This window comes from Streptomyces sp. NPDC057474 (assembly GCF_042802555.1).
Lineage (GTDB): Bacteria > Actinomycetota > Actinomycetes > Streptomycetales > Streptomycetaceae > Streptomyces.
The window spans coordinates 1-24,682 of the sequence record NZ_JBHVDX010000093.1; the positions used below are offsets into that span (position 1 = coordinate 1).

Here is a 24,682-nt window from a genome sequence, read left to right on the forward strand (position 1 = left end):
GGCACGCGCAGTTCCACTGGGGTACGCCGCCGCCCGCCGCAGTGCCGAGCACATGCAGCAGCACGGCGGCGGGCTAACGGTCGCTCAGGAAATAGGCGGTGACCTCCAGCGCGGTCTCGACGACCACGAAGTCGGGGGTCTGCCAGCTCGGCGCCTCTTCGTCGACGGGTGGCGACTGACGTTCCACCGCCTGCTGTACGGATTCGGTCATGAGCCGTACCTGCCTTCCGATGTGGGGGACCGGTGTACCTGACGGCCAGGTCGTGCTGTGTTGCAGCATCGCGAGCATCGGCCACCCGGGTCAATGGGTCGACAGAAAAGTGCTCCGATCTATCGTTGGCCGAAAATGAGAACGTCGAGGTCGGCCACTGTCGGATCTGTTGGCAAAGCCGCTGTTGAGGCGGTGTTAGCAGCTTGATTCACCAGGCGAAGGTATGAACCTTTGGCTTCATTGGCACTTGACCCTCAATCGCATACCTCCTACCTTCCGGAGAGCTGACCACTCATCAGGTTGCGAGCCCATCACGGCTTCCTGACACCCCCCACAGCGAGGAGCTCGCCCATGCGCGGATTCCGAACCATCACATCGGCCGCTGCCGCGGTTACGCTCACCGCCGGTCTGCTCGGCGCGGCGGCCGGCGCCGGAAACGCGACGGCAGGAAGTGACAGCGGAACAGGCACCGGAACAGGCACCGGAACAGACAGCGGAACAGACAGCGGCATTGCCTCGGTCCCTTCGGCCATCCGAACGGTCTCGTCCGGCTGGACCGTTCCCTGGGGCCTGAGCTGGCTGCCCGACGGGTCGGCGCTCGTCACCGAACGGGACTCCTTCAAGCTCTTCAAACTCACCCAGGCGGGCACGAGGACCGAAATCGGCAGGGTGCCCAACGTCGTGACCACCAGCGGCGAGGGCGGCCTCCTCGGCGTCGCGGTCTCACCGAACTGGAACAGCGACCACTACGTCTACCTCATGCACTCGGCGGCCTCCGACAACCGCATCGTCCGGATGACGTACGACGGCTCCTCGCTGAGCGGCTACACGGTCCTCGTCACCGGCATCGCCAAGAACAGGTACCACAACGGCGGTCGTATCAAGTTCGGCCCGGACGGCCACCTCTACGCCACCACGGGCGATGCGCAGAACAGCAACCTCGCCCAGGACAGGAACTCCCTCAACGGGAAGATCCTGCGGATGACGAAGGACGGCAGGCCCGCACCTGGCAACCCGTTCGGCACACTCGTCTTCTCCCTCGGCCACCGCAACCCCCAGGGCATCACCTGGGACGCCCAAGGGAGGCTCTGGGAAGCCGAGTTCGGCAACAGCAAGTACGACGAGCTCAATCTGATCGAGTCCGGCAAGAACTACGGCTGGCCGGTCTGCGAGGGCAGCTGTTCCACGTCCGGCATGACCAGCCCCAAGCGGCAGTGGACCGTCAGCGAGGCATCCCCGAGCGCGGTCACGTACGCCGACGGAGCCCTCTACATGGCGGCACTGCGCGGCGAGCGGCTATGGCGCATCCCGGTCAGCGGCACCAGCACCGGCACCCCCACCGCCTACTACGCCACCCAATACGGCCGGCTCCGCACGGTCGAGAAGGTCCCCGGCAAGAACACCCTGTGGCTGTCCACCACCAACGCCGACAACAACGGAGGCGAGCCGGACGGCGCGGACAAGGTGTTCCAGGTCGATCTGCAGTAGGACGCCATCCGGCGTCACACGCCGCAGACGGCGCGTTGGACTCCACAGGGCCTCCTGGTGCCGCTCGGCAGGGATCGCAACCCCGAGCTACGAGGAGGCCCTGCCGTTGTGCCCCGACCACCGAGAGATCACCCGAACAGGAACCGAGCGGTAAGCGGATGGCTTCTCAGTGTCCTCGGTGAGTGCCGGGTCTGTGTCCCGATTCCGGTGATGTCGCTTGGCCGGTGACGGTGTCAAGCCTGGAGGTCGTGTGCTTGCGAGCCGGTTCGTCGTCCTGCTCGACTTGGACGACACTCTGACCCCCGACCGGCAGGCAGCCCGGACGGCTGTGGGACGGACCCTGCGGGCGATCGGTCCTGCGAGCACGCCGACAGTGGTGCAGAGGATGTTCGACACAGCCCGGAGGCGTTGGCAGTCAGGGCCTTACTACGAGCGGCTGCGCGATTTGGGGCTCAGTTCCTGGGAGGCACTTCTGGACAGACCTGATGACGCCGGCAGTTCCGCAGGCTGCCGCGTGGGGGTTGCCACTTCCGCGAGCAGGTCTGGGGCGATGTGTTGCAGAGCGAGTCAGCTGGCGTTGGCGCAGATTCGGCGGAAACGAGCCGGTTGTTCGTCGAGCACCGGCGGGGTCTGGTGCAGCCGTTCCCAGACGTAGGTGCACCGGTCGCCGGAGAACGAGGGCAGCCACTGGGCCGGGTCTCGGTTCCCCTTCGATCTATTTGTCGCCGCCGATACCACCCGCAGGGACCGCGGATCACCGAGTCGTTCGCGTAGTGCTCCCGCTCAGCCGCAGACCACGTCGAAGCGCCGGAGTTTCAGGCTTCGGCCAGCGGCACGACGCGGTGGATGTCTAGCCTCTGTGCGTCGTCCGGGCAGGGGTCGACGGGGCCGTTTGGTCCGCTACTGGTCCGGGAGAATTCGCCTGAGACGCCCATCGTGGCGCGAGGTGCTGAGGTGATCGCGAAGAGTAGCCCAGGTGCAGAGGTTGCCTGGAGTGGAACGGAGTCTCCAGGCAACCGACTTGAGACTCTAGAAGAACCCAAGTTTCTTCGGGCTGTATGAAACCAAAACGTTCTTCGTCTGCTGGTGGTACATCTTTCGTGCGCTGCTGACCGGGCCGGGACGGGCGTCGAGCAACTCCCGGATCACGGCGTGTCCGCGCAGTTTGCGGCCGTGGACCTCGTAGTGGGCGTCGGGGGAGAACAGTGCGAGCAGTTCGTCGTACTCGCGGCGGTCGTAGTGGTGGAAGAAGGCCGTGTTGAGCCGGGCCAGCGACCAGGCCGTGGCGTCCTCGGTCCCAGCAGGACGGACTGGTGACCCGGACCGCCTGCGCGGAGGTGCCACCACGCGTGGAATACACCCCTCACGCCGCTGGGCCGCAGCCTCCACCACGTCGTCAGATCCCTGATCACCTGGGTCGCGGACCACCACGGCCAGATCCGCGAACACCGGGCCCACCTCAACCCCGCACCTTGATGTCCGACGGGTGGGGTTCGTTTCGGGCACGCGACGGCGGCTTGAAGACCCTTGCCTCGGCCACCGTGACGACCGGGCGTGAGCTCCTCGAGATCTGCGCGAACGCGACTGATCACGACAGAAAACGCCCGATCTCCTCGTCGGACGGCACGGCCTGTCCAGTACGGCAGTCGCGCGCCCGCCGGGTGTGCGAGGGGCAGTGCGGCGACGCCCTCGACCACGGTCTCCTTGGCGGAGGTCTCCAGAGCAGCTGGGTTCGTCGTCCTCAGCGTGCGGGATCGACGGCGTGAGCTCGCAGGGTGAGAAAAATCGCGTCGAGTGCGTCGAGGAGGGGCTCTTCGGTGCGGGTCGTCTTGGTCATCAGCAGCCCGCCCTGCAGGGTTGCGAGAATCGAGCGGCCGAGCCGCTGGGCGTCGGTGTCGGCCCGGAGCAGGCCTGCGGTGATCATGCGCTCGGTCCCGGCCTGGAGCAGGCGCTGCCATTCGGCCCACACGCGCTGGACTGACGCGGCGACCTGGTCGTGGCTGCCGACGAGTTCGTTGACCATCGAGCCGATGGGGCAGCCCCAGCAGGGCTGCTCCCGGTAGAAGTCCGTGATCGCCTCGCGCCACTTCTGCCACGATTCCCAGGAGTCGAGTTCGTCCAGGTAGGGCCGTTGTGCGTCGAACACCCGTGCGCCCTGCCACTGTGTGAGCGCGCTGACGAGGTCGGGCTTTCCTTCGGGGAAGTAGTGGAAGAGCTGACTCCTGCTTGTCCTTGTCGCGGTTCGGACGTCCTCAAGTGTCGTCGCGTTCACGCCTCGCTCCAGGACGAGCTCCGCGGCGGCTTCGACGATGCGGGCGCGGGTGGCCAGTCCCTTGCGCGTGAGGCCCTCTGGAGTGCTCATGGCCCCAGTCTACTGATTTTGGACGGATCCATCTGTTACTTTGGACACGAACGTCCAATTGGACATCCGCGTCCAAACATTGCTACCTCCAGGAGTTCCCCATGGCGTTGCAGGGACAACCGGCCCCCGTGGTCGAGCGAGACCTGTTCATCGACAACGAGTGGCGCCCGAGCGCGGACGGCCGCTCGGAGTCGCTGATCAATCCAGCGACGGAAGAGCGGTTCGGCAAGGTCGCACTGGCGTCCAGCGCCGACGTGGATGCCGCGGTGCGGGCCGCGCGGACGGCGTTCGACGAGGGGCCGTGGCCGCAGCTTTCCTTGAAGGAACGAGCCGACTACATGCTCGCGCTCGCCGACGAGATCGAGCGGCACACGGATGCCATCGCCGAGCTGGTGACGGCCGAGACGGGGCTGGTCACCGGTGCCGCCCGCGGAAACCCGGGGGCCTTCGCCGGTCTGTTGCGCTACTACGCGAGCCTCGCCGACTCGACCGAGCTCCACGAGGTCCGCACCGGCCTGACCGGCGTCACCGCGCGCATCGAGAAGCGACCCGTCGGTGTCGTGGCCGCGATCGTGCCGTGGAACGCACCGCTCGGTCTCGCCGCCTTCAAGATTCCTCCGGCGCTCCTGGCCGGCTGCACGGTCATCGTGAAGCCGTCCGACTTCTCGCCGCTGAGCGCCGGATACATCGCGGACGCCGCACTCAAGGTCGGCCTGCCGGCCGGCGTGATCAACATCCTCACCGCCGGTCCTGAGCAGAGCCAGGAGCTCGTCAGCCACCCGGGCGTGGACAAGGTGACGTTCACCGGATCGACGGGCGTCGGGCGCGCGATCGCCGCGGCCGCGGCGCCCACGCTCAAGCAGGTCACGCTGGAACTCGGCGGCAAGTCCGCGGCGTTGATCCTGCCGGACGCGGATCTGGAGCGGCTCGTCTACACGCTGCCGATCAATGTCTGCAACAACAACGGCGCGCAGTGCACGAATCCGAGCCGGCTGATCGTTCCCGAGAGCCGCAAGGACGAGATCGTCGGGGCTCTGGCCGAGGCGTTCGCACGTCTCAAGGTCGGAGATCCGCACGACCCGGAAGCGATGGTCGGCCCGATGATCAACAAGGCGCACTACGACAAGGTCCTCGGGTTCTTCGAGACGGCCCGGCAGGAAGGCGCGACATTCGCCGTCGGCGGCGGGCGCGCGCCCGGGTTCGACAAGGGCTACTACGTCTCACCGACCATCATCACCGATGTGTCGCCCGACTCCCGTGTCGCACAGGAGGAGATCTTCGGCCCGGTGACCGCGGTGCTCACCTACCGCGACGAGGCCGAGGCGATCCGGCTGGCCAACCACACCGAGTTCGGGCTCAACGGCGCCGTCTACAGCAGTGACGAGCAGCATGCGCTCGAGGTCGCCCGCAAGATCCGCAGCGGCACGGTCTCGATCAACAACGGCATCACCATCGATCTCGCGGTGCCGTTCGGCGGCGTCAAGCAGTCGGGCTACGGGCGCGAACTCGGCCCCGAAGGTCTCGACGCGTACTACAACACGCACGCGATCTTCCTCGACGGCGAGCCGATCGTGACGCTCTAGCGTCACGTGCACGCCCCGGGACCGACATCACGGAGACGGACCTCCGCGCACCGCACGCCACCGCACCGGAGGTTCCTCGACTCGGAGGGCCTCCGGCGCGCCCGACGAGTGATCGAGAAGACAGAGCACAAGTTGTGACACGTGGCGATCACCGTCGGGGTCAGCGAGGGCGGTCCGAGGATTCCCCGAGGTCACGCCTCAGCAGATCGCCCCCTGTACCGGGAAACCGTGACCGCTCCGAGGCCGTCTTCAGCGCCTGCCCGGGGCCGGCCCCCGGTGGGGCATCACATCGCCCTGCCCGCGACACCGCTTCGCGGACCACGACCGGGCCCCGGCCTTTCCGGCCACCCGAGTTTCCCCAAGATCGAACAGAACGAGGAGCCATGCCCAAGTCATACGTCTTCACCGAGTACGGCGGTCCCGAGACGCAGACCTTCGTCGACCTGCCCAGGCCCGTTCCGGGGCCGGGCCGGCTTCTGGTCGCGGTGCACGCGGCCGGGGTGAACCCGGTCGACTGGAAGGTGCGCGCCGGCTACCTGCGGGAGCTCCTTCCGCTGCCCCTGCCGGCGACCTTCGGCACGGAGGTCTCCGGTGTCGTCGAGGAGATCGGCGACGGGGTCGAGGGGTTCACGATCGGAGACGAGGTCTTCGGTGCCCTGCCGTTGGCCGGCGGCTACGCCGAATACGCGCTGCTGCCGGCCCAGACCGCGGCACGCAAGCCGGCCGGCGTGTCGTTCACGGACGCCGCGACATTGTCCGTGTCTGCGGCCACCGCCCAGCAGGGCATAGACCGGCTGAACCTCAAGCCCGGTGCCACCCTGCTGGTGAACGGAGCCGGTGGTGGTATCGGCGTTGCCGCCGTGCAGATCGCTCGCGGCCTGGGCGCCACCGTGATCGGCACCGCCGGCCCGGGCAAGGCGGAGTTCGTGTCCTCTCTCGGGGCCACTCACGTCCCCTACGGAGAAGGGGTGGCCGACCGGGTCACCGTCGTCGCCCCGAACGGCGTGGACGCCATCTTCGACCTGGTCGGCGGCGACGCCCTGCACGCCGTAGCCGGTCTTGTCGCGGACAAGTCCCGGATCGCCACCGCTGTGGACCCGACGGCAGCGGCCGAACTCGGCGGCGGCTACTACCAGGTGGAGCAGACCGGTGAGGTGCTCTCCCCTCTCGCCGAACTGGTCGCATCCGGCAGGCTCGACCCCCACGTCACGAAGATCCTGCCCTTCGCGGAGGCAGCGGCGGCTCTTGCCCTGGTCGAAGCCGGCCACGCTCTGGGCAAGACCGTCCTGAGGATGCGGTAAGGGCCGCGGTACAACGACCCCGGAGGGTTCCGAGGCGTCCACGGCTCGTCGTGTCCAGGCTGGGGACACCGCGGAGTCGCACGACTGCGGCCCACGGTTGCCCGCCGACGTCATCGCCGCCACGCACGCCGCCGCGCCGACGCCTGGCGCCGTCTTCGCAGGCGAACGAAAAGAGTCTCCCGACGGCAAGGAGCCAGCGCTTCAGTCAGCGATGGCTCCACACCCCTTGTGGGTGAAGGGGGGAATCAGCCACGAGTCGGGCCCCTGGCTGAGGTACGAGCGGCCATAGCTGGTGCGGATGTCCGCGCCCGGCAGACAAAGGTCCACGGCCGAGGGTGCCGACTTCCCGTGCCGTCAGGGTTACCTCGGCTCTCGGTTGGCCGGGTCGCGGAGCTCCTTCGCAGGCTTCGACGTTTTCGTTCGTGAGAGGCGTCCGCGGTGTCTGTCGCTCCGCCGGATCGCGCGGCTGAGTGATCGTGCTTTACGGCAACGGGCACGCACTCGCCGTCTACTCGCCCTTTCCGCTCCCTTCGGGAGGCGACGTGGCCGGTGCCGTGGCGTTCGGCGTATCGGATGTGGGCTCGGGCAGTGGTGCGGTGTTGCGGCTGCTCAGTCCGTCGAGCGAGATGTGCAGGATGCGGCGCCACTGTCCGGGCTGGGTGTCGGCGGTTGTCCGCACGGCCTGGCTCAGGGACGTGATGAGCAGGACCAGGTCGGCGGTGGTGACATCGGGCCGCAGGAGGCCGGCGTCCTGGCAGCGGGTGCGCAGGTCGTCGTAGACGGCGTCGCGGCGCCGGGCGCACTCGCAGCTGGGGGCGCCGGTGGCGATGTAGGCCTCGATGAGGGCGCGGTTGCGGGCCAGTTGGGTGAGGCTCTGCTCGAAGAAGTCGGTCAGGGCCTGCCAGGGGTCTTCGGTCTCCCTCGCCGCTTGGTGGGTCGTGATGAGCCAAGAGGTGAACTCCTGCACCAGCACGGTGGCGAGCAGGTCTTCCTTGGTCGGGAAGTGACGGTAGAGCGTGCCCATGCCGACGCCGCTGCGCCGGGCGATCTCCCGGACGTCCACCGCGCCCCCCTGTTCGGCGAAAACGGCGCCGGCCGCTTCGATGATGGCGGCGCGGTTGCGCTCGGCGTCCGCGCGGCGTGCGCGCCTGGCGGGTTGTGCGCGTTGGTCGGCGAGGGTCACGGCATCCAGGGTACAGCGCACCCCACCTTTGCGGAGCGCATGCTCCGCTTGTGTTACGTTTTAGAGGAGCGCTCGCTCCGGTTTGAGGGCCGTGCTCTCCGGATGCGCTTTTCCCGCCTGAGCACGGCTTTGGCAGCCAGCCACCAGTGGCCGTTGGCCCATGGAAGGACAACCGCAATGACTGACTTCACCAACAAGGTGGCCATCGTCACCGGCGCCGCCTCAGGCATAGGCCGTGCGACCGCACTGCTGCTGGCGAGCCGGGGCGCGCACGTCGTCGTCAACGACCTGTCGGCCGACGGCGCCGCCGCGGTCGAGGCGGAGATCAGCGCACTGGGCGGCTCGGCCGAGTCCGCCGCCGGGGACGTGACGCAGACCGGTTTCATCGACAGCCTCTTCGACGACGTCGCCGCCCGGCACGGCCACCTCGACGTCGTCCACAACAACGTCGGCTTCGGGGGACGGAGCGCCATCGTCGACCTCACCGACGACGAGTGGAACCGGGGTATCGCCGGCAACCTGACTGCGACCTTCGCCGGTGTCCGGGCCTCCCTGCGCATCATGCGCGAGCAGGAGGGCGGCGGCGCCATCGTGAACACGTCCTCGATGTCCGGCTACGCCAAGATCCCCGGAGTCACTCCGTACTACGGCACCGCGAAAGCGGCCGTCCTGCACCTCACCCGCGAGGCCGCCGTCGAAGGAGGCGCCTACGGCGTGCGCGTCAACGCCGTGCTGCCCGGTGCCGTACGCACCCCGGCTTTCGAGGGCTACATCGGCTCCGACGAAGCGATGCGGGCCTACCTCTCCGAGATCCCGCTGCGCCGCATGGCCGAGCCCGACGACATCGCCCGCCTCGTCGCCTTCCTGGCCTCTGACGACGCTGCCGTGATCACCGGGATCGGGGTGCCGATCGACGGGGGCTGGTCAGCTCTGCTGCCCCAGCCCGCCGACCGCACCGGGGCATGAGACGAACCGAACACCCCGCACCACACCGCAGCTCGCGGCGTTCCCCCCAACGCGCTGACACAACCGCCCCCACCAGGAGGAAGAGCACAGCATGACCCCCACCACCGTTCTCGTGACCGGTGCCGCCGGCGATCAGGGTGCCGCCGCCGTCCGCCACCTGCGCGACGCCGGCCACACCGTGCGCGCCTTCGACGCCGCCGCACCCGACTCCCCCCGCGCCCAGTACCTCGCCGAACTCGGCGCCACCTACGTCCAGGGCGACGTCGGTGACCAGGAGGCCATCGACGACGCCATGCACGGCGCCAACGCCGTCTTCGCCGTCCCCGTCGGTCCCTACGGTGACGAACTCCTCAAGGCCGACCTCGGCACGCTCCTCATCGAAAGTGCCGAGCGCGCGGACGTGGACACGTTCGTGCAGACCACCGTCGCAGGCCTCGAGCGCCACCTCGCCCGCAGCGACTACGGCACCGGCCTCACCCTCGACGCCTACGCCGCGGCCCGCCTGCTGATCGAAGCCCGCCTGCGCACGTCGACGCTGCGCCGCTGGACCGTTCTGCGGCCGGTGACCCTCATGGAGAACTACCTGCCGCCCAAGGCGCAGGGTATGTTCCCCTGGCTGGCCGAGGGGCGCCTCGACTCCGTCCACTCCACCGACGTGCCGATCCAACTGGTCAGCGTGGTCGACATCGCACGGTTCGCCGTCGCCGCCCTGCACGACCCGGACCGTTTCGACCGGCAGATCATCGAACTCAACGGCGACGAGTCGCACGTCGCCCACATCGCCGACGCCCTCTCCGACGCCACCGGAACCCGCATCACCTACCGGGCGCTGCCGGTCACCGACGCCCTCCGTGACGGCATGTTCGCAGGCGTCGCCCACAGCCAGGAATGGGCCAACCAGATCGGCTATGGCGCGCCCAGCCCCGAGGACGTCCACAGGACCTGGGGCATCAAGCCGACCCCCTTCACCGAATGGGCCCGCGACCACGCAGACCTCTTCGACATAGCACGCTGAAACACCGCACCACCAGCACCGCGACACAGCGTGACGAGGCCGGTCGGCTGGAACCAGCAGCCAGCACGGAAGACGGCGCTCGGCGCCTCGCTCGGGCACCCAGGTCATCGCCGGCGTCTTCGCCAACAGCTCCGATGCCACCGGTCCGCAGTCCACAGCCCACGCCTATACCGAGTCCTTCGCCACTGCCGCCGCCGACGCACTGACCGCCGCCGCCATCACTCTGTTCACACCTCCGCCCCGCAACCGCCCCCGGATGCCGAGCCGACAACAGAAGACCGACCCTCCCAGCCACGCCGAGGACGCACCCCCAACACCCCGGCAAGCGCCGGGGCAGGACTTGGAGAACTCGATGCCCACGCCCACCCCGGTCGACCTGACCGAACTCAGCACATCACTCGGCGGTTCCCGCCGGTTGCGCGGCCATCTCGCCCGCCCCGAGGGCACCGGCCCCTGGCCCGGTGTCGTCGTCGTCCACGAGGCACTGGGGGTGGACGACGTCATGCTGCGGCAGACCGAACGCCTCGCGCAGGCCGGCTACCTGACGCTGATGCCGGACCTGTTCGCCGACGGCGGCGCCCGCCGCTGCCTGGTACCCACGATGCGCGCCGCGACATCGGGTCGCGGCCGCGCCTGGGCAGACCTGGAAGCGGCGAAACAGACGCTGGCCGAACATTCCGACTGCACCGGACGGATCGGTGTCATCGGCTTCTGCATGGGCGGCAGCTTCGCCCTGGTCGCCGCAGGACGGGGCACCTTCGACGCGGCCTCCGTCAACTACGGCCTCCTGCCCAAGGACGCCGAGCATGCCCTCGACCAGTCCTGCCCGGTGGTGGCCAGTTACGGCGGCCGCGACCGCATGCTCAAGGGCGCCGCGGCCAAACTGGAGGCCGCGCTGACGCGGGCCGGCGTACCGCACGACGTGAAGGAGTACCCGGCCGCCGGACACTCCTTCCTCAACGACGCCGAGAACGCCCCACGCCTGCTGCGCCCCCTCACGAAGATCGCGGGGATCGGGCCCGAACCCAGGTCCGCCGCCGACGCCTGGCGCCGAATCGAGGAGTTCTTCGCCGAACACCTGGCCGACTCGTGACCACCCCGCGCCGAAGGCCGACCGGGAGACCTGCGCATGCCCGTGACCTGGACACTCGACCGGACCCGTCCATGCCACGGCGGACAACTGATCGGCCCCGCCCACGTCGGCGAGGGCCGCGGCCCTCTTCGGCCGGGTCCGCGCCGCCTGGACCTCCTTCGCCACCACCGGCGATCCGGGCTGGCCCGCCTACGACACCGAGCACCGCCCGACGCGCATCCTCGACACGGAGCCGATGAGGACCACCTACCCGGAGGAAGCCTCCCGCCGCCTCTGGCAACACCACGTGTTCAACGCGCTTCCCCTGATCACCTCATGGTCCACGTGGCACCGGACGAACTGGAGCACTGGCGTCCTGGCCGGGAGGACGACGCGCGGCTCCGCGCCGACACGCGCACCCGGCTGGAACTGGACCTGGCGCGGGGCGCCACCTGGGCCTCCGCCGTAGGGCCCCAGCTGCGCCAGCGGCTCCAACGGGACTTGTCGGTGTTCCCCGGGAGTGCCGAACCGCTGCGTCTCGATCCCGGGTTCGACTTCACCGGACGTCCGGCGCGCCGACCCACCCCGGGCGGTCCGCTCCAGGTGCTGCTCATGGGCAGGATGGAGGCCTGGCAGATCAAGGGCGTCGACCTCGGTACGCGGGCTCTCGCACACGCGCTGCGTCTTCGGGGCGACGCCGAGCCCGAGGTAGAACTGCTCGTGCGCGGTGCCTCGCCCGCCGGCTGTGACGCCCTGCGCGAGGGCGTCGTCGGCTGGGCGGCCGATCCCGCGCTGGCGGTGACCGTCCGGCCCTTCTCCACCGAGTCCGAACGGCTGGACCAGGACCTGGCGCGGGCCACGCTCGCGCTCATGCCGTCCCGGGCGGAGGGTTTCGGGCTGGTGGGCCTGGAGGCGGTCGCGGCCGGCACCCCGGTTCTTGTCAGCGGCAGGAGCGGCCTCGGCATTCTGCTGAGGGAGATCCTTCCCCCGGCCGAGGCCGCACGCGCCGTGGTACCCGTGACCCTGCACGACAACGACGATGTGATGAGGTGGGGCCACCAGATCGCGGCGGTGCTGTGCGACCCGGCCGCGGCGTTCGCCACCGCGGACCGGATGCGCCGTGCCGCGGAGGCCGAGCGGACCTGGGCGACTGTGGCCGAACAGGTCCTGGAACTTCTGCGTTAGCCGACGGGGCTTCGCCCGACGGGCCCGAGCCTGCTCGGGCGGCGCCGTCGAGTTCGGCGCGGATGAGGTCGGCGGTGGGTGGCGGAGGGCGACGAAAGCCGCCCACGCCTTCTCGGCCCAGACGGGGGCACCGGCGGCTTCGAGGCCCCCTGCGAGGTCCTGGAGTTGTGGGCTTCCCAGAACCGGTCGCCGACGAGACGGTCGAGTTCCGGCAAGCGTTCAGGACGGGACGGTGCTGGCGCGGCCCTGATGATCGCGCTGCCGCAGATTCGGCGGCACTCCCCGCACCCGCAACTGCTCGCGGGGACACCGGGCGGGCGTCGATGGCAATCGGCCTGAGCTGTGCGGCGCCCAGAGCCGATGGGGGGCGCGGTCATGGTGTATCCGCCCGCAACGCCGTGATCTGTTTGCCTGAGCCGTCGCCTGGCATCATGAACTACCGGCCGGGGGAGGGCGCAGCGTGACGGGCATTGTCCTGAACGTGGTGATCGGCCTTGTCACTAGCATGTCCTGAGCCGCAAGGCAGACTTCTTCGGCATCGTGCCGGGAGATCCGTGCATCGTTGTCATGAACAACAAGTGGGACGCGCCCGGCACGGCCCAGCACCGGGACGTACAGGCTGTACTGAAGGCCGCGATCCTCGCGGCGGAGCAGGGCTGCGAGGTGACGATGCGGTCCAGCGACGAGTTCCGCGGCAGCAACGGAACGTCCGTGGAGTTCTGCATCGGAAGCCCCGAGAACGGATCGAACGTACGCACAGGCGGTCATCTCCGCCACAACCTGCCCGGCGTGACCGTTCATCCCTTCGGCGCACCGGGCCTCTCGATGGCCATCGAGGTCGGCGGCGAGGTGTTCGGGTGGGACCGCGGTGAGCAGGAGCACGCGTTGGTCGCGAAGTTCGTCCCGCCAGGCGCCCAACGACCGGTCGTGCTGGTCCGCGGTCAGACGTCCCTCTCCAACCACGCCGCCGTGCACTACCTGATGACCTCCTGGCGGGACCTGGCCGCCCGGCTGGATGCCACGGAACGGTTCTGTCTCGTCATACGTGTCGACTCCATCCGCACGTACGGCTTCCATGGCGTGACCCTGGCCCGTGATGTCACCGCCGCGGCGTTCCGCGACGTACCGTAGTGACCCGGGTGACGTGACCCCCAGGGGCACTCCGATCACTCGCGGCCGGCGAGCGCCGTACGGGCCGCGTTGAGCAGCCGTCGCGCGGCGTCGTCCCAACTACCCGCTTGAGCCATGGCGTTGCGCAGGTGACGGGCCCGGGCAAGTGCCTCTTCGGGATGGGCGATAACTTGTGCGATCCGGTTGGCCCAGCTCGTCGTCCCCCTCGCTGCCTGTGACGGGCAGGACCACATGGCGCGTGAGGTCGGGCGCCACCTCCGTGATGAGCTCCCCCACGCCACTGTCGGAGCTCATGAGACAGGGTATTCCCGCCCGGATGTGCTCCGAGGCCACCAAGCCGAACGCCTCGGCCAGCGACGGCATCAACGCCAGCCATACCCGCCCGAGGTCATGGTCCAGTCGCGCCCGGTCGGTGGTGTAGTTGCGGGGCAGCAGCTTCAGCCGCGGCTCGGTCACCCAACGTGTCAACTCCTGGGAGAGGAACCTGCCTTCGCCCTTGCGTCCCCCCGCAGCAGCAGGTCGACGCGCTTGATGTCCTGGCGCAGCCGCAGGGCCCGGTTCGTGGCCCGAGCGGAGAGGACGACGCCCTTGGTGTTCCCGCCCTCCAGCCTGCCCATCAGTGTGACCAGCGGGTTTCCCGCAAGTTTTCGGGAGGAGGAGTTGGGGAGGGGGCGAAACCTGGATCCAGTCGAAGGGGAGGTGCGGCGGAGCGTGGGAGATCCCGTTCGAGCAAGGTCGGCGGGCCCGCTCCTGCTGCCGCGAGTGGTCTGGGTGGAACTCCACTGGACGCCAGAGAGTAACGAGAAGAACCAAACTGATTACATTGGGTGGCTATCGTGTCGGGTTGCCTGGAGCACAACGATGCCTCCAGGCAACCGACTTCAGGCTCTAGAAGAACCCAAGTTTCTTCGGACTGTATGAGACAAGAACGTTCTTCGTCTGCTGGTGGTACGCGCTGCTTGGTGGTCTGACCAGGCAAAACGGGAGTCGGGGTCGCGACCGGAGGAGTTTTGGCCCGCATATGGTCCGGATCTTGTCCTCAGCGAGACGGGACTGGTCATCTGTCGACGCCGAACCCCTCGGCTCGTGGACTGCTCCAAGCGGATGTGTTGGCCCGCCCAGTGCTACATCGAGGTGGGCAGGTGCGGGGAGCGGAGCACGAGCAGGGTGATCTCGCTGGGGGCGAAGACGCGGAACGGCGGGCCCCAGAAGCCGGTGCCGCGGCTGGTGTAGAGGAGGGTGCGGGTGCCGTGGTGGCTGAGGCCGGCGAGGGCGGGCTGGTCGATGCGGACCAGGTGGTGGAAGGGCCAGATCTGGCCGCCGTGGGTGTGGCCGGAGAGTTGGAGGTCGATGCCGTCGGCTGCCGCCCGGTCGACGAACTTGGGCTGGTGTGCCAAGAGCAGGACGGGTAGGTCGGGGTCGGCGCCGGTCAAGGCTCCGGCGAGGTGGGCGCGGTGGCCTGCCAGGCCGGAGGACTCGGCGGTGACGTCGTCCACGCCGGCGACCACGAGGGTGTCGCCTCCGCGTTCGAGCAGCAGATGGCGGTTGCGCAGTGGCTCCCAGCCCAGCTCGCCCATTAGGTCGACCCAGCCCTGGGCCTCGCTGTAGTACTCGTGGTTGCCGGTGACGTATACACGGGCCCGGGTGGCCCGCACGGTACCGAGTGGGACGGCCTGGGCGCGGCGGCGTTCGGCCGTGCCGTCCGCGATGTCGCCGGTGTGGCAGACCAGGTCGGCTTCCAGCGTGTTCACCGTCTCGCAGACCCGCGCCGACCAGCGAGTGCGATCGAGCGGGCCGTAGTGGGTGTCGGTGATGAGGACGACGCGGATGCCGTCCAACCCGGCACCCAGCCGTGGGAGTTGCACGTCGAGGCGGCGCACGCGTGGCACGCGGCGGGCTTCGGCGTACCCCCAGGCGAGCAGTACGGCGGTGATGCCGAGGACGGCCCACGTGACGATTCGGGCCCGGTCCTGACTCTCGCCGACGCCGGCCATGGTCAGGGCGAACCGCAAGAGGACGCCGAGCAGAACGGACCAGGTGAACAGAACCCAGCTGGCGCCCAGCAGGGTGTCACCGACGATCGCCGCCCGGTCCTGCTGGCGCCGGCCGTGGCCGCGCGCCATCGCGAGCGGCATACCAGCGAGGCCGAGGGCGAACAGGGCGGTGCCGACCAGCGTGACGGGCAGCGGCCAGTGCTGGCCGGTGTGCAGGAGCACCCAGCAGGGCACGGCCCACAGCAGGACGGGGGCGATCAGGGGGATGTAGCGCATCAGGCGGTGCAGTCGGCTCTGCCGCGGAGCTGGCACTTCGCTGTCGGCGGGTCGGATGTTGCTGGTGTCGGTCACGCTTCCCCTCCCTGACCAGGCTGCCGTCTCGCGCACTGTATCCGGTCGCCCTAGGGCCGGCCGGACCCGCGTTCATGGGCGCGGCCCCTCGGGGCGAAGGGTTCTCTGCGGGATGGCAAGACTCCGCCGCAGACACCTCCCCTGGCATGAGCCGCGATCAGGGCGCTACTGCCTGGCTGGTATCGCCGCCAGTGAAGCCTCCTGGCTGGTCCGCGACGACGTGTTGGGTGAGAACTCGCATCGGTGCGGACCGAGAGGCCACTGTCCTCCCTGGACTTGTCCAGGCCCACCACCTGGGCACTCAAAGATCAACCAACTTTGCGATCGGCGTAGGACAAACCCGACACTCGTCAGGCGCGGATTCCCTTCACCGGCCGCGCCGGGCGAGCTGGGTCGCCTTCCGCGACGTCATCATGCAGGCGTCGGGAAACCGCATCGCCCGAGAGGTGCGGCCGAGGCGATGTTCACCCACATCAACCGAAGCATGGCTCGTCCGCCGCGGCGCACCAGGCGACCCGGTGCGCCTGGACCGTTGGCAAGCGCCACCGGCGGCGGCACCGCGTTACGGGATGGCCCTCGGGCTGGTGAGCGTTGCCCGACCCCGCGCTCCGTCGCCGTATGAGCGCTGACGTGGTCGCGTGACCCGGGCGGACTCGGCCTTGCGCCGAGCCCGCCACGCCGGCTCCGCACGGGAGCCGGACCGGTGTCACGCCGTTAGCGCTGCAGTGTCAGCAGACCCGGCCGGTAGGGCCAGTGGCCGTACTCGCCGCCGGAGTTGGGGCTGCGTCCCTGGTAGAGGAGCTGCAGGTTGCAGGGATCGACGGTGAAGGTCTGATCGGCGGTGGTGCGGATCAGTTCGCCGTGGCTGATGTCGTTGGTCCAGGTGGCGCCGCTGTTGGCCTTGCCGGCGAAGGGGTTGCTCTCGGTCGCGGCCTGGGGTGTCCATGAGCCGTTCAGGCTTGTGGCCGTGAACGAGCGGAAGTAGCGGCCCTGCGAGCCGATCGCCTCGACGATCATGAGGTAGCGGTCCTGGCCCTGGAGCTTGTAGACCTGCGGGGCTTCGAACAGGTTGTTCGTCGTGTCGCTCATGATCGTTGTGTAGGTCGAGCCGAAACTGCTCGGGAAGTTCCCGATCGGCATGCTGGCCCGGTAGATCTTGCCGTTGTCACCGGCGAAGAACAGGTACATGTTCTGGCCGTCAGCGATGAGCGTCTGGTCGATGGGGCCGGTGCCGGAGCCGGTGATGCTTCCGGAGAAGAGCACCTGCTGTGCGGACCAGCCATTGGGGTTGGAGGGGTCGCTCGACGTCCGGTAGGAGAAGGCGCTCCCACCTCCCCACTGGTAGGCGAGCACCCAGATGCTCTTCGGCGCGAAGTAGAAGAGCGTGGGCGCCACGACGGAGTTCGACATCGTGTTCTGGCTGGCCGAGGCCATCTCCGGCCAGTTGCTGAACAGGCCGAAGTTCATCGAACCCCAGCCCGCTCCCGTTCCCGCGGCGCCGTGCGTCGTCGCATAGACGAGATGCTTGCCGTTGTAGGGGACGACGGTGAAGTCCTTGAGCGAGGCCCACCCAGCCTTGGGCTGCGCCAGCGCGCCCGTAGACGTCCAGCGGTAGGTCGACGGGAGATTGCACGAGCCAGGGGGGGTGCCGCCGCCGACCTTGACGAGCTGCCACTGCTGGTTGGCGCCGCCCCAGTCGTCGTACTGGACGATGTTCCCGTTGTCGGCGGTGGAGGCGCCTTGTACTTCGAGGGCCTTGTTGCTGTGGCGCGAGATGAACCTCACGTAGCCATCCGAGCTGTCGGCCAGCCGCCACTGCTGGTTGGTGTCGTTCAGGTCGGCCCACTGGACGATTGAGCCGCCGTTCGCGGTGGACCAGTTGTGGACGTCCAGCACCTTGCCCGAGTGGCTGGACTTGATGCGGTAGTAGCCGCCCCCGGAATCGACGAACTGCCACTGCTGCTGCTTCTGATCGTTCCTGGTCCACTGGGTGATGCGGGCGCCGTCGTTGGTCGCCATGTTGTAGAGATCCAGGGCCTTGCCGCTGTTGCGGTTGACCAGCACATACGAGGCGTTGGGGTCTACGGTCGCCGCGTCGGCGGGCTGGGCACCGAGGAAGGTGGCCACGAGCAGCAAGGGCGCAAGGACGGCGAGTATGCGTCTTGGGCGGACCGGGGACGGGTGGCGAAACCACATCAGAAGGCCTCCTTGGGGGCGGGGTGGGGTGACGCCGATGAACCGCTGAGCGGCCGTACGGGGGCAGAGACAGTTTCGAAACTTTCGAATGCCTCTCCGAACCTTTGACGCCACAAGCTAAGAATGTGGGGCCCTCTGGTCAAGGTCTGTCGCCGATCTGTCCACAAACAGTTCCTCCCAGCACTCCGGAAGTTCGCGAAATGGCTCGCCATTCCAAGGGCCTGCGCGGGGAAGGGGAGTTGAGCAAGCGACATCTGCCGCTCGTCCAGATTCCGAAAGATTCGGGCGACGAACAGAAACTTTCTCTGTGGTGAGTATTGACGATTCACCGTCAATCCCTCAATCATCCCTCCCTGAGTGACCGACCGGTAGTTCGAGACTCCGAACTACGTCGCCCTGAGCAGCTGCGCTGCACGGCAGATCCACGCACAGCTGCGCCGCAGATCCGCGCACCGAAGCACCTGCGCCACCCCGTTTCGTTCCGGTGAGGCTCGCACCAGCGCGTCCTGGCTGTTCGCGCAGTTGGAGAGGTACGCGACCCCGCGTGGCGGTCCCCCGGCTGAGCCGCGATGGAGGGCCCCCATGCCTATGTCGAAACCCCGCCGCCGCCCGCCGTACGTCACCCGACGGGCGACCGGCTGCCGTCTCGTGCCGGCTGAGATCGTCCCGGCCCCATGACCGCGGTGTCCGGCGATTCCGTGCTGGCCGGGTTCCGGCTCACCCCGTCCGTCTGCCGAGTGGGAGCGGACGACGCATTCCCCTGCGCTTCAGTCCTTCCGTGATCTCTACCTTGGAGGCACAGTCATGGGCTCGTATGCCCTTCCCAGACCCGTTATCCGCCGGAAGATCCGCGACCTGCTGTTGGCGCTGGTCGTCGGCGTCCTCGGTGCGGCCGCCGCACTGGTCGCGCCGCCGACCGCACACGCTGCCGAGAACACGCTCGGCGCCGCGGCGGCGCCGAGCGGCCGCTACTTCGGCACCGCCATCGCCTCGGGCAGGCTGGGCGACTCGGCGTACACGACGATCGCGGGCCGTGAGTTCAACTCGGTGACGGCCGAGAACGAGATGAAGATCGACGCCACCGAACCGCAGCGGGGCCAGTTCAACTTCACCGCCGGTGACCGCGTCTACAACTGGGCGGTGCAGAACGGCAAACAGGTGCGCGGCCACACCCTGGCCTGGCACTCCCAGCAGCCCGGCTGGATGCAGAGCCTCAGCGGCAGCACGCTGCGCCAGGCGATGATCGGCCACATCAACGGCGTGATGGCCCACTACAAGGGCAAGATCGCCCAGTGGGACGTCGTGAACGAGGCCTTCGCCGACGGTAGTTCGGGAGCCCGGCGCGACTCCAACCTGCAACGCACGGGCAACGACTGGATCGAGGTCGCGTTCCGCACCGCGCGCGCCGCCGACCCGGCCGCCAAGCTCTGCTACAACGACTACAACGTCGAGAACTGGACCTGGGCCAAAACCCAGGCCATGTACGCCATGGTCCGAGACTTCAAGCAGCGCGGCGTGCCGATCGACTGCGTCGGCTTCCAGTCGCACTTCAACAGCGGCAGCCCCTACAACAGCAACTTCCGCACCACCCTGCAGAACTTCGCCGCCCTCGGCGTCGACGTGGCCATCACCGAACTCGACATCCAGGGCGCCCCGGCCACGACCTACGCCAACGTGACCAACGACTGCCTGGCCGTCCCGCGCTGCCTCGGCATCACCGTCTGGGGTGTCCGCGACACCGACTCCTGGCGACCGGAGCACACGCCGCTGCTGTTCAACGGCAACGGCAGCAAGAAGCCCGCCTACACCGCTGTCCTCGACGCACTCAACGGCGGCTCCTCTACGCCCCCTTCGGATTCCGGACCGATCAAGGGCGTCGGTTCGGGCCGCTGCCTGGACGTGCCCGGCACCAGTACCACCGACGGCACCCAGCTCCACCTGTGGGACTGCCACAACGGCACCAACCAGCAGTGGACGTACACCGCCGCCGGCGAGCTCAGGGTCTACGGCAACAAGTGCCTGGACGCCGCCGGCACCGGCAACGGCACCAAAGTCCAGATCTACAGCTGCTGGGGCGGCGACAACCAGAAATGGCGCCTCAACTCCGACGGATCCATCGTCGGCGTCCAGTCCGGCCTCTGCCTCGACACCGTCGCAGGCGGCACCGCCAACGGCACCCTGATCCAGCTCTACTCCTGCTCGAACGGCAGCAACCAACGCTGGACCCGCACCTGATGGGACCTGCCACAAAGGAAGGGGTGAATCGATGAAGACCTACGGTGCGGCTTCCCCCGCCCCGCCACGGAGACATCGCTGGTGGTCCCGGGGCGCCGCCGTGGTGGCGGCGACCCTCGCGATCGGCATGCTCGGCGCGGTGAATCCGGCGCCCGCCGAGGCGGCGACGGTGGACACCAATGCCTGGTACGTCCTGGTCAATCGCAACAGCGGCAAGGCGCTGGACGTCTCTGGCGCGGCCACCGCCGACGGCGCGCGGGTCAGCCAGTGGACGCGCAGCGACGGAACCAACCAGCAGTGGCAGTTCGTGGACTCCGGCGGCGGCTTCTACCGCCTCAAGGCCCGGCATTCGGACAAGGTTCTCGACGTGGCCGGCGCCTCGACCGCAGACGGTGCCGCGATCCAGCAGTGGGCCGGCCACAACGGGGCCAACCAGCAGTTCCGTCTCGCCGACTCCGACGCGGGCCACTTCCGGCTGATCAACCGCACCAGCAGCAAGGCGGTGGAGGTGCAGGGCGCCTCCACCGCCGATGGCGGCAACGTCGTCCAGTACACCGACTGGGGCGGCGCCAACCAGCAATGGCAGATGATCAAGCTGTCGTCCGGTGGCGGCGGCGGATGCGGCAGCGCCCCGACTCTGTCGAGCGGTACGCACACGATTCAGAGCGGCGGCAAGAGCCGCAGCTTCATCCTCAGGGTTCCCGCCACCTACGACAACAGCCACCACTACCGGCTGATCTTCGCGTTCCACTGGCGGGGCGGAACCGCCGGCGACGTCGCCTCGGGCGGCACGAGCGGGAACGCCTGGTCCTACTACGGCCAACAGGAACAGTCGAACAACGGCGCGATCCTCGTCGCCCCCCAGGGCCTCGGCAACGGCTGGGCCAATGCGGGCGGTGAGGACATCACCTTCGTCGACGACATGATCCGGCGAATCGAGGGCGGCCTCTGTGTCAACCCGGCACAGCGCTTCGCCACGGGATTCAGCTGGGGCGGCGGTATGAGCTACGCACTCGCATGCAGCCGGGCGAACGTCTTCAGGGCCGTCGCCGTCATGTCCGGCGCTCAGATCAGCGGGTGCAGCGGCGGCACCCAGCCCATCGCCTACTTCGGAATCCACGGCCTCAGCGACTCCGTCCTCAACATCGCGCAAGGACGGTCCCTGCGCGACAGATTCGTCAGCAACAACGGCTGCACCCCCCAGAGCCCGCGCGAGCCCGCGCTGGGCAGCAGGACGCACATCACCACCACGTACTCGGGCTGCCGTGCCGGATACCCGGTCCAATGGGCCGCGTTCGACGGAGCCCACATACCCGGTCCGGTCGACGCCTCCCCCGGCGAAAGCGGGGTCGCCACCTGGACCAAAACAGAGATCTGGAGGTTCTTCGCACAGTTCCAGTGACACGCCCGCACCACGGGTGGAGCCAGGATGATCCTGGCTCCACTCCGTCGATGTCTATCCCAGACAGAAGGACGGAGAGGCCTTTCCAGGAGAGCTCCCACGCCTTCGGACTGGTCACGGCCGGCGAACAGGCCGTGGAAGAAGTGGCGTTCGAAGAACACGCCCTCGCGGAAGTCGGTCTCGCCCGCCCGGCCTCGACGGCGCCGCGCGTGCGCCCGGTCAGGATGAGGCCCATCGTCTTGGCCTGGCCTTCTGTAACACCCTTTAGGTAGCGGCGCCAGTGGCGAGGTCCGGCTAAATCTCAGAGAGTCGACTTCTGGTCCGCGGCTGGACCCGGACGAAGTCACCTGGAGGTCATACGGCCGGTGCAAAGTGTTGAATTGGTCGCTGAGCGTGTTTGTCGTACTGGGTTGTCTGGAGGGCAACAGTGCCCCCAGGCAACCCACTTGAGACTCTAGAGAACCCTAGTTTCTTCGGACTGTATGAAACAAGAACGTTCTTGGTCTGCTGGTGGTACGTCACGCATGGCGTCCTGGTCCGCGCTCGCCGTCCCCGTCGTTCCAAGACTGCACCGCTCCGGGATTGGTGGAGGTGGTATGCCCCGGTTCTGATGGAGCCCTTCTGGGCGCGCGTCCAGGTCGAACTACTCAACCGCAGGCGGTGGCGGACGCGTCTGGAGCTGTCCACCGCGCTCTGTCGGCGACGGGTGAATCGAGGTTCTGGGTCACTTTTGGTGCTGTCTCGGCAGAAGGTCACCGCCCGTGGCGGTGGCGGCCCTGGGTCACGCGGCGAGGAGTACGCGCTTGCGCAGGAGGTCGAGGTTGGCCCGGCCGAACATCTGCCGCTTCAGCATCTTGATCCTGTTGACCTGGCCCTCGACCGCACCCGAACTGAACGGCAACGTCAACCCAGCAGTCACCGCCAACTGATCGCGCCTGACCCCATTCACGAACGAATGCATCGGCATCTGATCAGTTCCGGTGCTTGCCACGCGTCCGATCGCTGACCCTGTGAGCATGACCGCCCGTGAGAGACATGGAATGGCGGGACATGCTGTTCCCGCAGGTGGACGGCCTGGTTATCGAGGACATCACGCTCGGGGACGACCGGGTCCTCGTCGTCGCCCGTGCTGTCGCGACGCACGCGATCTGCCCGGAATGCGGTGGGACATCCGGGCGCGTCCACAGCGGTTACGACCGCTGGCTCGCTGACGCCGCTGTGGGCGGCCGCCCGATGGTGATCCAACTGCGGGTGCGCAGGTTCCGCTGCGCTGTGGCCGCGTGTCCCAGGACCACTTTCGCCGAACAGGTCGCCGGGCTGACCTTCCGCTACGGCCGACGCAGCGAACGGCTGCACGCTGTCCTGCAGGTGGTCGCGCTGATGCTGGCCGGTCGCGCCGGCGCCCGGCTGACGAGCGTCCTCGAGGCGGTCACCAGCCGCTCCACCCTCCTGCGGCTGATACGGTCCCTGCCTGATCCGCAGCCAACCACGCCCCGCATCCTGGGCGTTGACGACTTTGCCCTGCGTAAGGGGCACGTCTACGGCACCGTCCTGATCGACATCGAGACCCGCAGGCCGGTGGACCTCCTGCCGGACCGGGAAGCGGCAACGCTGACCCGATGGCTCGCCGAGCACCCCGGCGTCGAGATCATCTGCCGCGACCGGGCCACCGCCTACGCCGAGGGCGCCCGCGCAGGCGCCCCGAACGCCGTGCAAGTCGCTGATCGTTGGCATGTCTGGCACAACCTCGCCGAGGCTGTGGACCGGTGTGTCACCCGTCATGCCGCCCACCTGCGCGAACCCGCCGATCCCCCGACACCGCAGGCATCGGCCGCCGCAGTCGCAGAACTGGAGAAGATCGCCAAGGCCGGCCGTCCGGCCGGCACCGCCCACCGATGCGCCGACCGGACCCGCGAGCGCCACCGGGCCGTACACGCCCTGCTCGACCAGGGCCGCGCCCAGCGCGAGATCGCCCGCGAACTGGGCCTGGCCCGCAACACCGTCCGCCGGTTTGCCCGCGCCACCACCTGGCAGGAGTTGGTGGCCGGCAAGTGGCAGGGCCGGCCCAGCATCCTCGACGACTACAAGCCCTACCTCCACCAACGCTGGAACGAAGGCTGCACCAGCGCCGCCGCCCTCTTCGAGGAGATCAGGACCGTCGGCTACCGCGGCGGGCTCACGGTCCTGCGCGACTACCTTCGCCCACTGCGATCAGGTGCCACCCCACGCGAGAAAGTCCGACCGCCCTCGGTGAGGGACGTGACCGGCTGGATCACCCGTCACCCCGACAGCCTCACCCCGGACGAGACCCTCAAGCTCAAGGCCATCCTCGCCCGATGCCCGGACCTCGACGCCACCGCCGGCCACGTCCACACCTTCGCCGAGATGATGAACGCCCGAACCGGCCACCAGCTACCCGGATGGATCGAGAAGGTCCAGGCCGACGACCTGCCAGAGATGCATTCGTTCGTGAATGGGGTCAGGAGCGATCAGTTGGCGGTGACTGCTGGGTTGACGTTGCCGTTCAGTTCGGGTGCGGTCGAGGGCCAGGTCAACAGGATCAAGATGCTGAAGCGGCAGATGTTCGGCCGGGCCAACCTCGACCTCCTGCGCAAGCGCGTACTCCTCGCCGCGTGACCCAGGGCCGCCACCGCCACGGGCGGTGACCTTCTGCCGAGACAGCACCAAAAGTGACCCAGAACCTGAATCGAGACCCTCTGACGGCGGATCAAAACTGACCCACTTCGTGGTCTTTTGACCAACCTGACAAGTGCGGACAGTGGGTGTGATCTCCCTCACGCCTTCGAGATGTCGAGTAACGGAGTGTAGGGAACGGTTGCCGCGAGCGCGCTCAGGCCGGTTTCTCCGGTACGTGGTAGCCCGGCCCCGCACGGTGGTGGTCGTAATCGGGATCGGGTCGAAGGCGAACCTCGCGTGTGTCATGTGGATGCCGCCCCGGTGGCCCACAGCGTTGTCATAGCCATGTTGTACAAACGTGCCATAGATG

At 68.3% G+C, this 24,682-nt stretch carries 18 protein-coding genes and 1 pseudogene; 11 read left to right on the forward strand and 8 right to left on the reverse strand.

The genetic code is table 11. The features are described from left to right. Nucleotides 1–73: 73 nt before the first annotated feature. Nucleotides 74–211 carry a pyrroloquinoline quinone precursor peptide PqqA gene (gene pqqA, locus ACFU53_RS24820; protein ID WP_383996356.1) on the reverse strand — a complete coding sequence of 46 codons (138 nt, stop codon included), beginning with the start codon at nt 209–211 and terminating at the stop codon, nt 74–76. Between the two features lie 351 nt (nt 212–562). Here pqqA and ACFU53_RS24825 point away from each other — a divergent pair, with 351 nt between their 5' ends. Next, complete coding sequence (locus ACFU53_RS24825) at nt 563–1,699, forward strand: PQQ-dependent sugar dehydrogenase (RefSeq protein WP_383996359.1); 1,137 nt, start codon at nt 563–565, stop codon at nt 1,697–1,699. A gap of 1,029 nt (nt 1,700–2,728) precedes the next feature. On the opposite strand, the gene ACFU53_RS24830 is transcribed toward ACFU53_RS24825, so the two are convergent. After that, nucleotides 2,729–3,046 carry a nuclear transport factor 2 family protein gene (locus ACFU53_RS24830; protein ID WP_383996361.1) on the reverse strand — a complete coding sequence of 106 codons (318 nt, stop codon included), beginning with the start codon at nt 3,044–3,046 and terminating at the stop codon, nt 2,729–2,731. Nucleotides 3,047–3,440: 394 nt separating this feature from the next. Continuing rightward, nucleotides 3,441–4,061 (reverse strand): TetR/AcrR family transcriptional regulator, encoded by a 621-nt coding sequence (locus ACFU53_RS24835; RefSeq protein ID WP_383996364.1) that lies wholly within the window; start codon nt 4,059–4,061, stop codon nt 3,441–3,443. 101 nt (nt 4,062–4,162) lie between these two features. On the opposite strand from ACFU53_RS24835, the gene ACFU53_RS24840 reads away from it, so the two are divergent. Together ACFU53_RS24840 and ACFU53_RS24845 are read left to right on the forward strand one after the other, a co-directional pair. After that, nucleotides 4,163–5,644 carry an aldehyde dehydrogenase gene (locus ACFU53_RS24840; protein ID WP_383996367.1) on the forward strand — a complete coding sequence of 494 codons (1,482 nt, stop codon included), beginning with the start codon at nt 4,163–4,165 and terminating at the stop codon, nt 5,642–5,644. A 383-nt stretch (nt 5,645–6,027) separates the two neighbouring features. Further along, complete coding sequence (locus tag ACFU53_RS24845) at nt 6,028–6,945, forward strand: NADP-dependent oxidoreductase (protein WP_383996370.1); 918 nt, start codon at nt 6,028–6,030, stop codon at nt 6,943–6,945. Nucleotides 6,946–7,453: 508 nt separating this feature from the next. Here the strand turns inward: ACFU53_RS24845 and ACFU53_RS24850 are convergent. Further along, entirely contained in the window at nt 7,454–8,128 is a 675-nt protein-coding gene (locus ACFU53_RS24850; RefSeq protein ID WP_383996372.1) for a TetR/AcrR family transcriptional regulator, read from the reverse strand. A gap of 177 nt (nt 8,129–8,305) precedes the next feature. On the opposite strand from ACFU53_RS24850, the gene ACFU53_RS24855 reads away from it, so the two are divergent. The 5 genes from ACFU53_RS24855 to ACFU53_RS24875 all read left to right on the forward strand — a co-directional run bounded on the left by ACFU53_RS24855 (nt 8,306) and on the right by ACFU53_RS24875 (nt 13,497). Next, nucleotides 8,306–9,094, forward strand: a complete 789-nt coding sequence (locus ACFU53_RS24855; RefSeq protein WP_383996375.1) for an SDR family NAD(P)-dependent oxidoreductase — start codon at nt 8,306–8,308, stop codon at nt 9,092–9,094. A 91-nt stretch (nt 9,095–9,185) separates the two neighbouring features. Then, complete coding sequence (locus tag ACFU53_RS24860) at nt 9,186–10,109, forward strand: NmrA family NAD(P)-binding protein (RefSeq protein ID WP_383996378.1); 924 nt, start codon at nt 9,186–9,188, stop codon at nt 10,107–10,109. A 352-nt stretch (nt 10,110–10,461) separates the two neighbouring features. After that, nucleotides 10,462–11,202 (forward strand): dienelactone hydrolase family protein, encoded by a 741-nt coding sequence (locus ACFU53_RS24865; RefSeq protein ID WP_383996381.1) that lies wholly within the window; start codon nt 10,462–10,464, stop codon nt 11,200–11,202. Between the two features lie 315 nt (nt 11,203–11,517). Next, complete coding sequence (locus tag ACFU53_RS24870) at nt 11,518–12,366, forward strand: glycosyltransferase family 4 protein (RefSeq protein WP_383996384.1); 849 nt, start codon at nt 11,518–11,520, stop codon at nt 12,364–12,366. 567 nt (nt 12,367–12,933) lie between these two features. Next, complete coding sequence (locus ACFU53_RS24875; RefSeq protein WP_383996387.1) at nt 12,934–13,497, forward strand: hypothetical protein; 564 nt, start codon at nt 12,934–12,936, stop codon at nt 13,495–13,497. Between the two features lie 35 nt (nt 13,498–13,532). On the opposite strand, the pseudogene ACFU53_RS24880 reads toward ACFU53_RS24875, so the two are convergent. From ACFU53_RS24880 to ACFU53_RS24890, 3 genes and pseudogenes are all read right to left on the reverse strand, one after another. Further along, nucleotides 13,533–14,159, reverse strand: a pseudogene (locus ACFU53_RS24880) (glycosyltransferase); the annotation flags it as partial. Nucleotides 14,160–14,621: 462 nt separating this feature from the next. Further along, the gene (locus ACFU53_RS24885; protein WP_383996389.1) at nt 14,622–15,842 is read right to left on the reverse strand and encodes a metallophosphoesterase; all 1,221 of its coding nucleotides are present in this window, start codon (nt 15,840–15,842) and stop codon (nt 14,622–14,624) included. A gap of 714 nt (nt 15,843–16,556) precedes the next feature. Next, a complete protein-coding gene (locus tag ACFU53_RS24890) occupies nt 16,557–18,038 on the reverse strand; it encodes a non-reducing end alpha-L-arabinofuranosidase family hydrolase (protein ID WP_383996391.1) in 1,482 nt (493 codons plus the stop codon). An 804-nt stretch (nt 18,039–18,842) separates the two neighbouring features. On the opposite strand from ACFU53_RS24890, the gene ACFU53_RS24895 reads away from it, so the two are divergent. Both ACFU53_RS24895 and ACFU53_RS24900 read left to right on the forward strand, forming a co-directional pair. Then, complete coding sequence (locus tag ACFU53_RS24895; RefSeq protein WP_383996394.1) at nt 18,843–20,273, forward strand: endo-1,4-beta-xylanase; 1,431 nt, start codon at nt 18,843–18,845, stop codon at nt 20,271–20,273. A gap of 100 nt (nt 20,274–20,373) precedes the next feature. Next, the gene (locus ACFU53_RS24900; RefSeq protein ID WP_383996413.1) at nt 20,374–21,675 is read left to right on the forward strand and encodes an RICIN domain-containing protein; all 1,302 of its coding nucleotides are present in this window, start codon (nt 20,374–20,376) and stop codon (nt 21,673–21,675) included. A 781-nt stretch (nt 21,676–22,456) separates the two neighbouring features. On the opposite strand, the gene ACFU53_RS24905 is transcribed toward ACFU53_RS24900, so the two are convergent. After that, on the reverse strand, nt 22,457–22,582 hold the full coding sequence (locus ACFU53_RS24905) for a hypothetical protein (protein WP_383996423.1): 126 nt from the start codon (nt 22,580–22,582) through the stop codon (nt 22,457–22,459). A gap of 128 nt (nt 22,583–22,710) precedes the next feature. Here ACFU53_RS24905 and ACFU53_RS24910 point away from each other — a divergent pair, with 128 nt between their 5' ends. Continuing rightward, nucleotides 22,711–24,312, forward strand: a complete 1,602-nt coding sequence (locus ACFU53_RS24910) for an ISL3 family transposase (RefSeq protein ID WP_383996414.1) — start codon at nt 22,711–22,713, stop codon at nt 24,310–24,312. Nucleotides 24,313–24,682 lie beyond the last annotated feature (370 nt).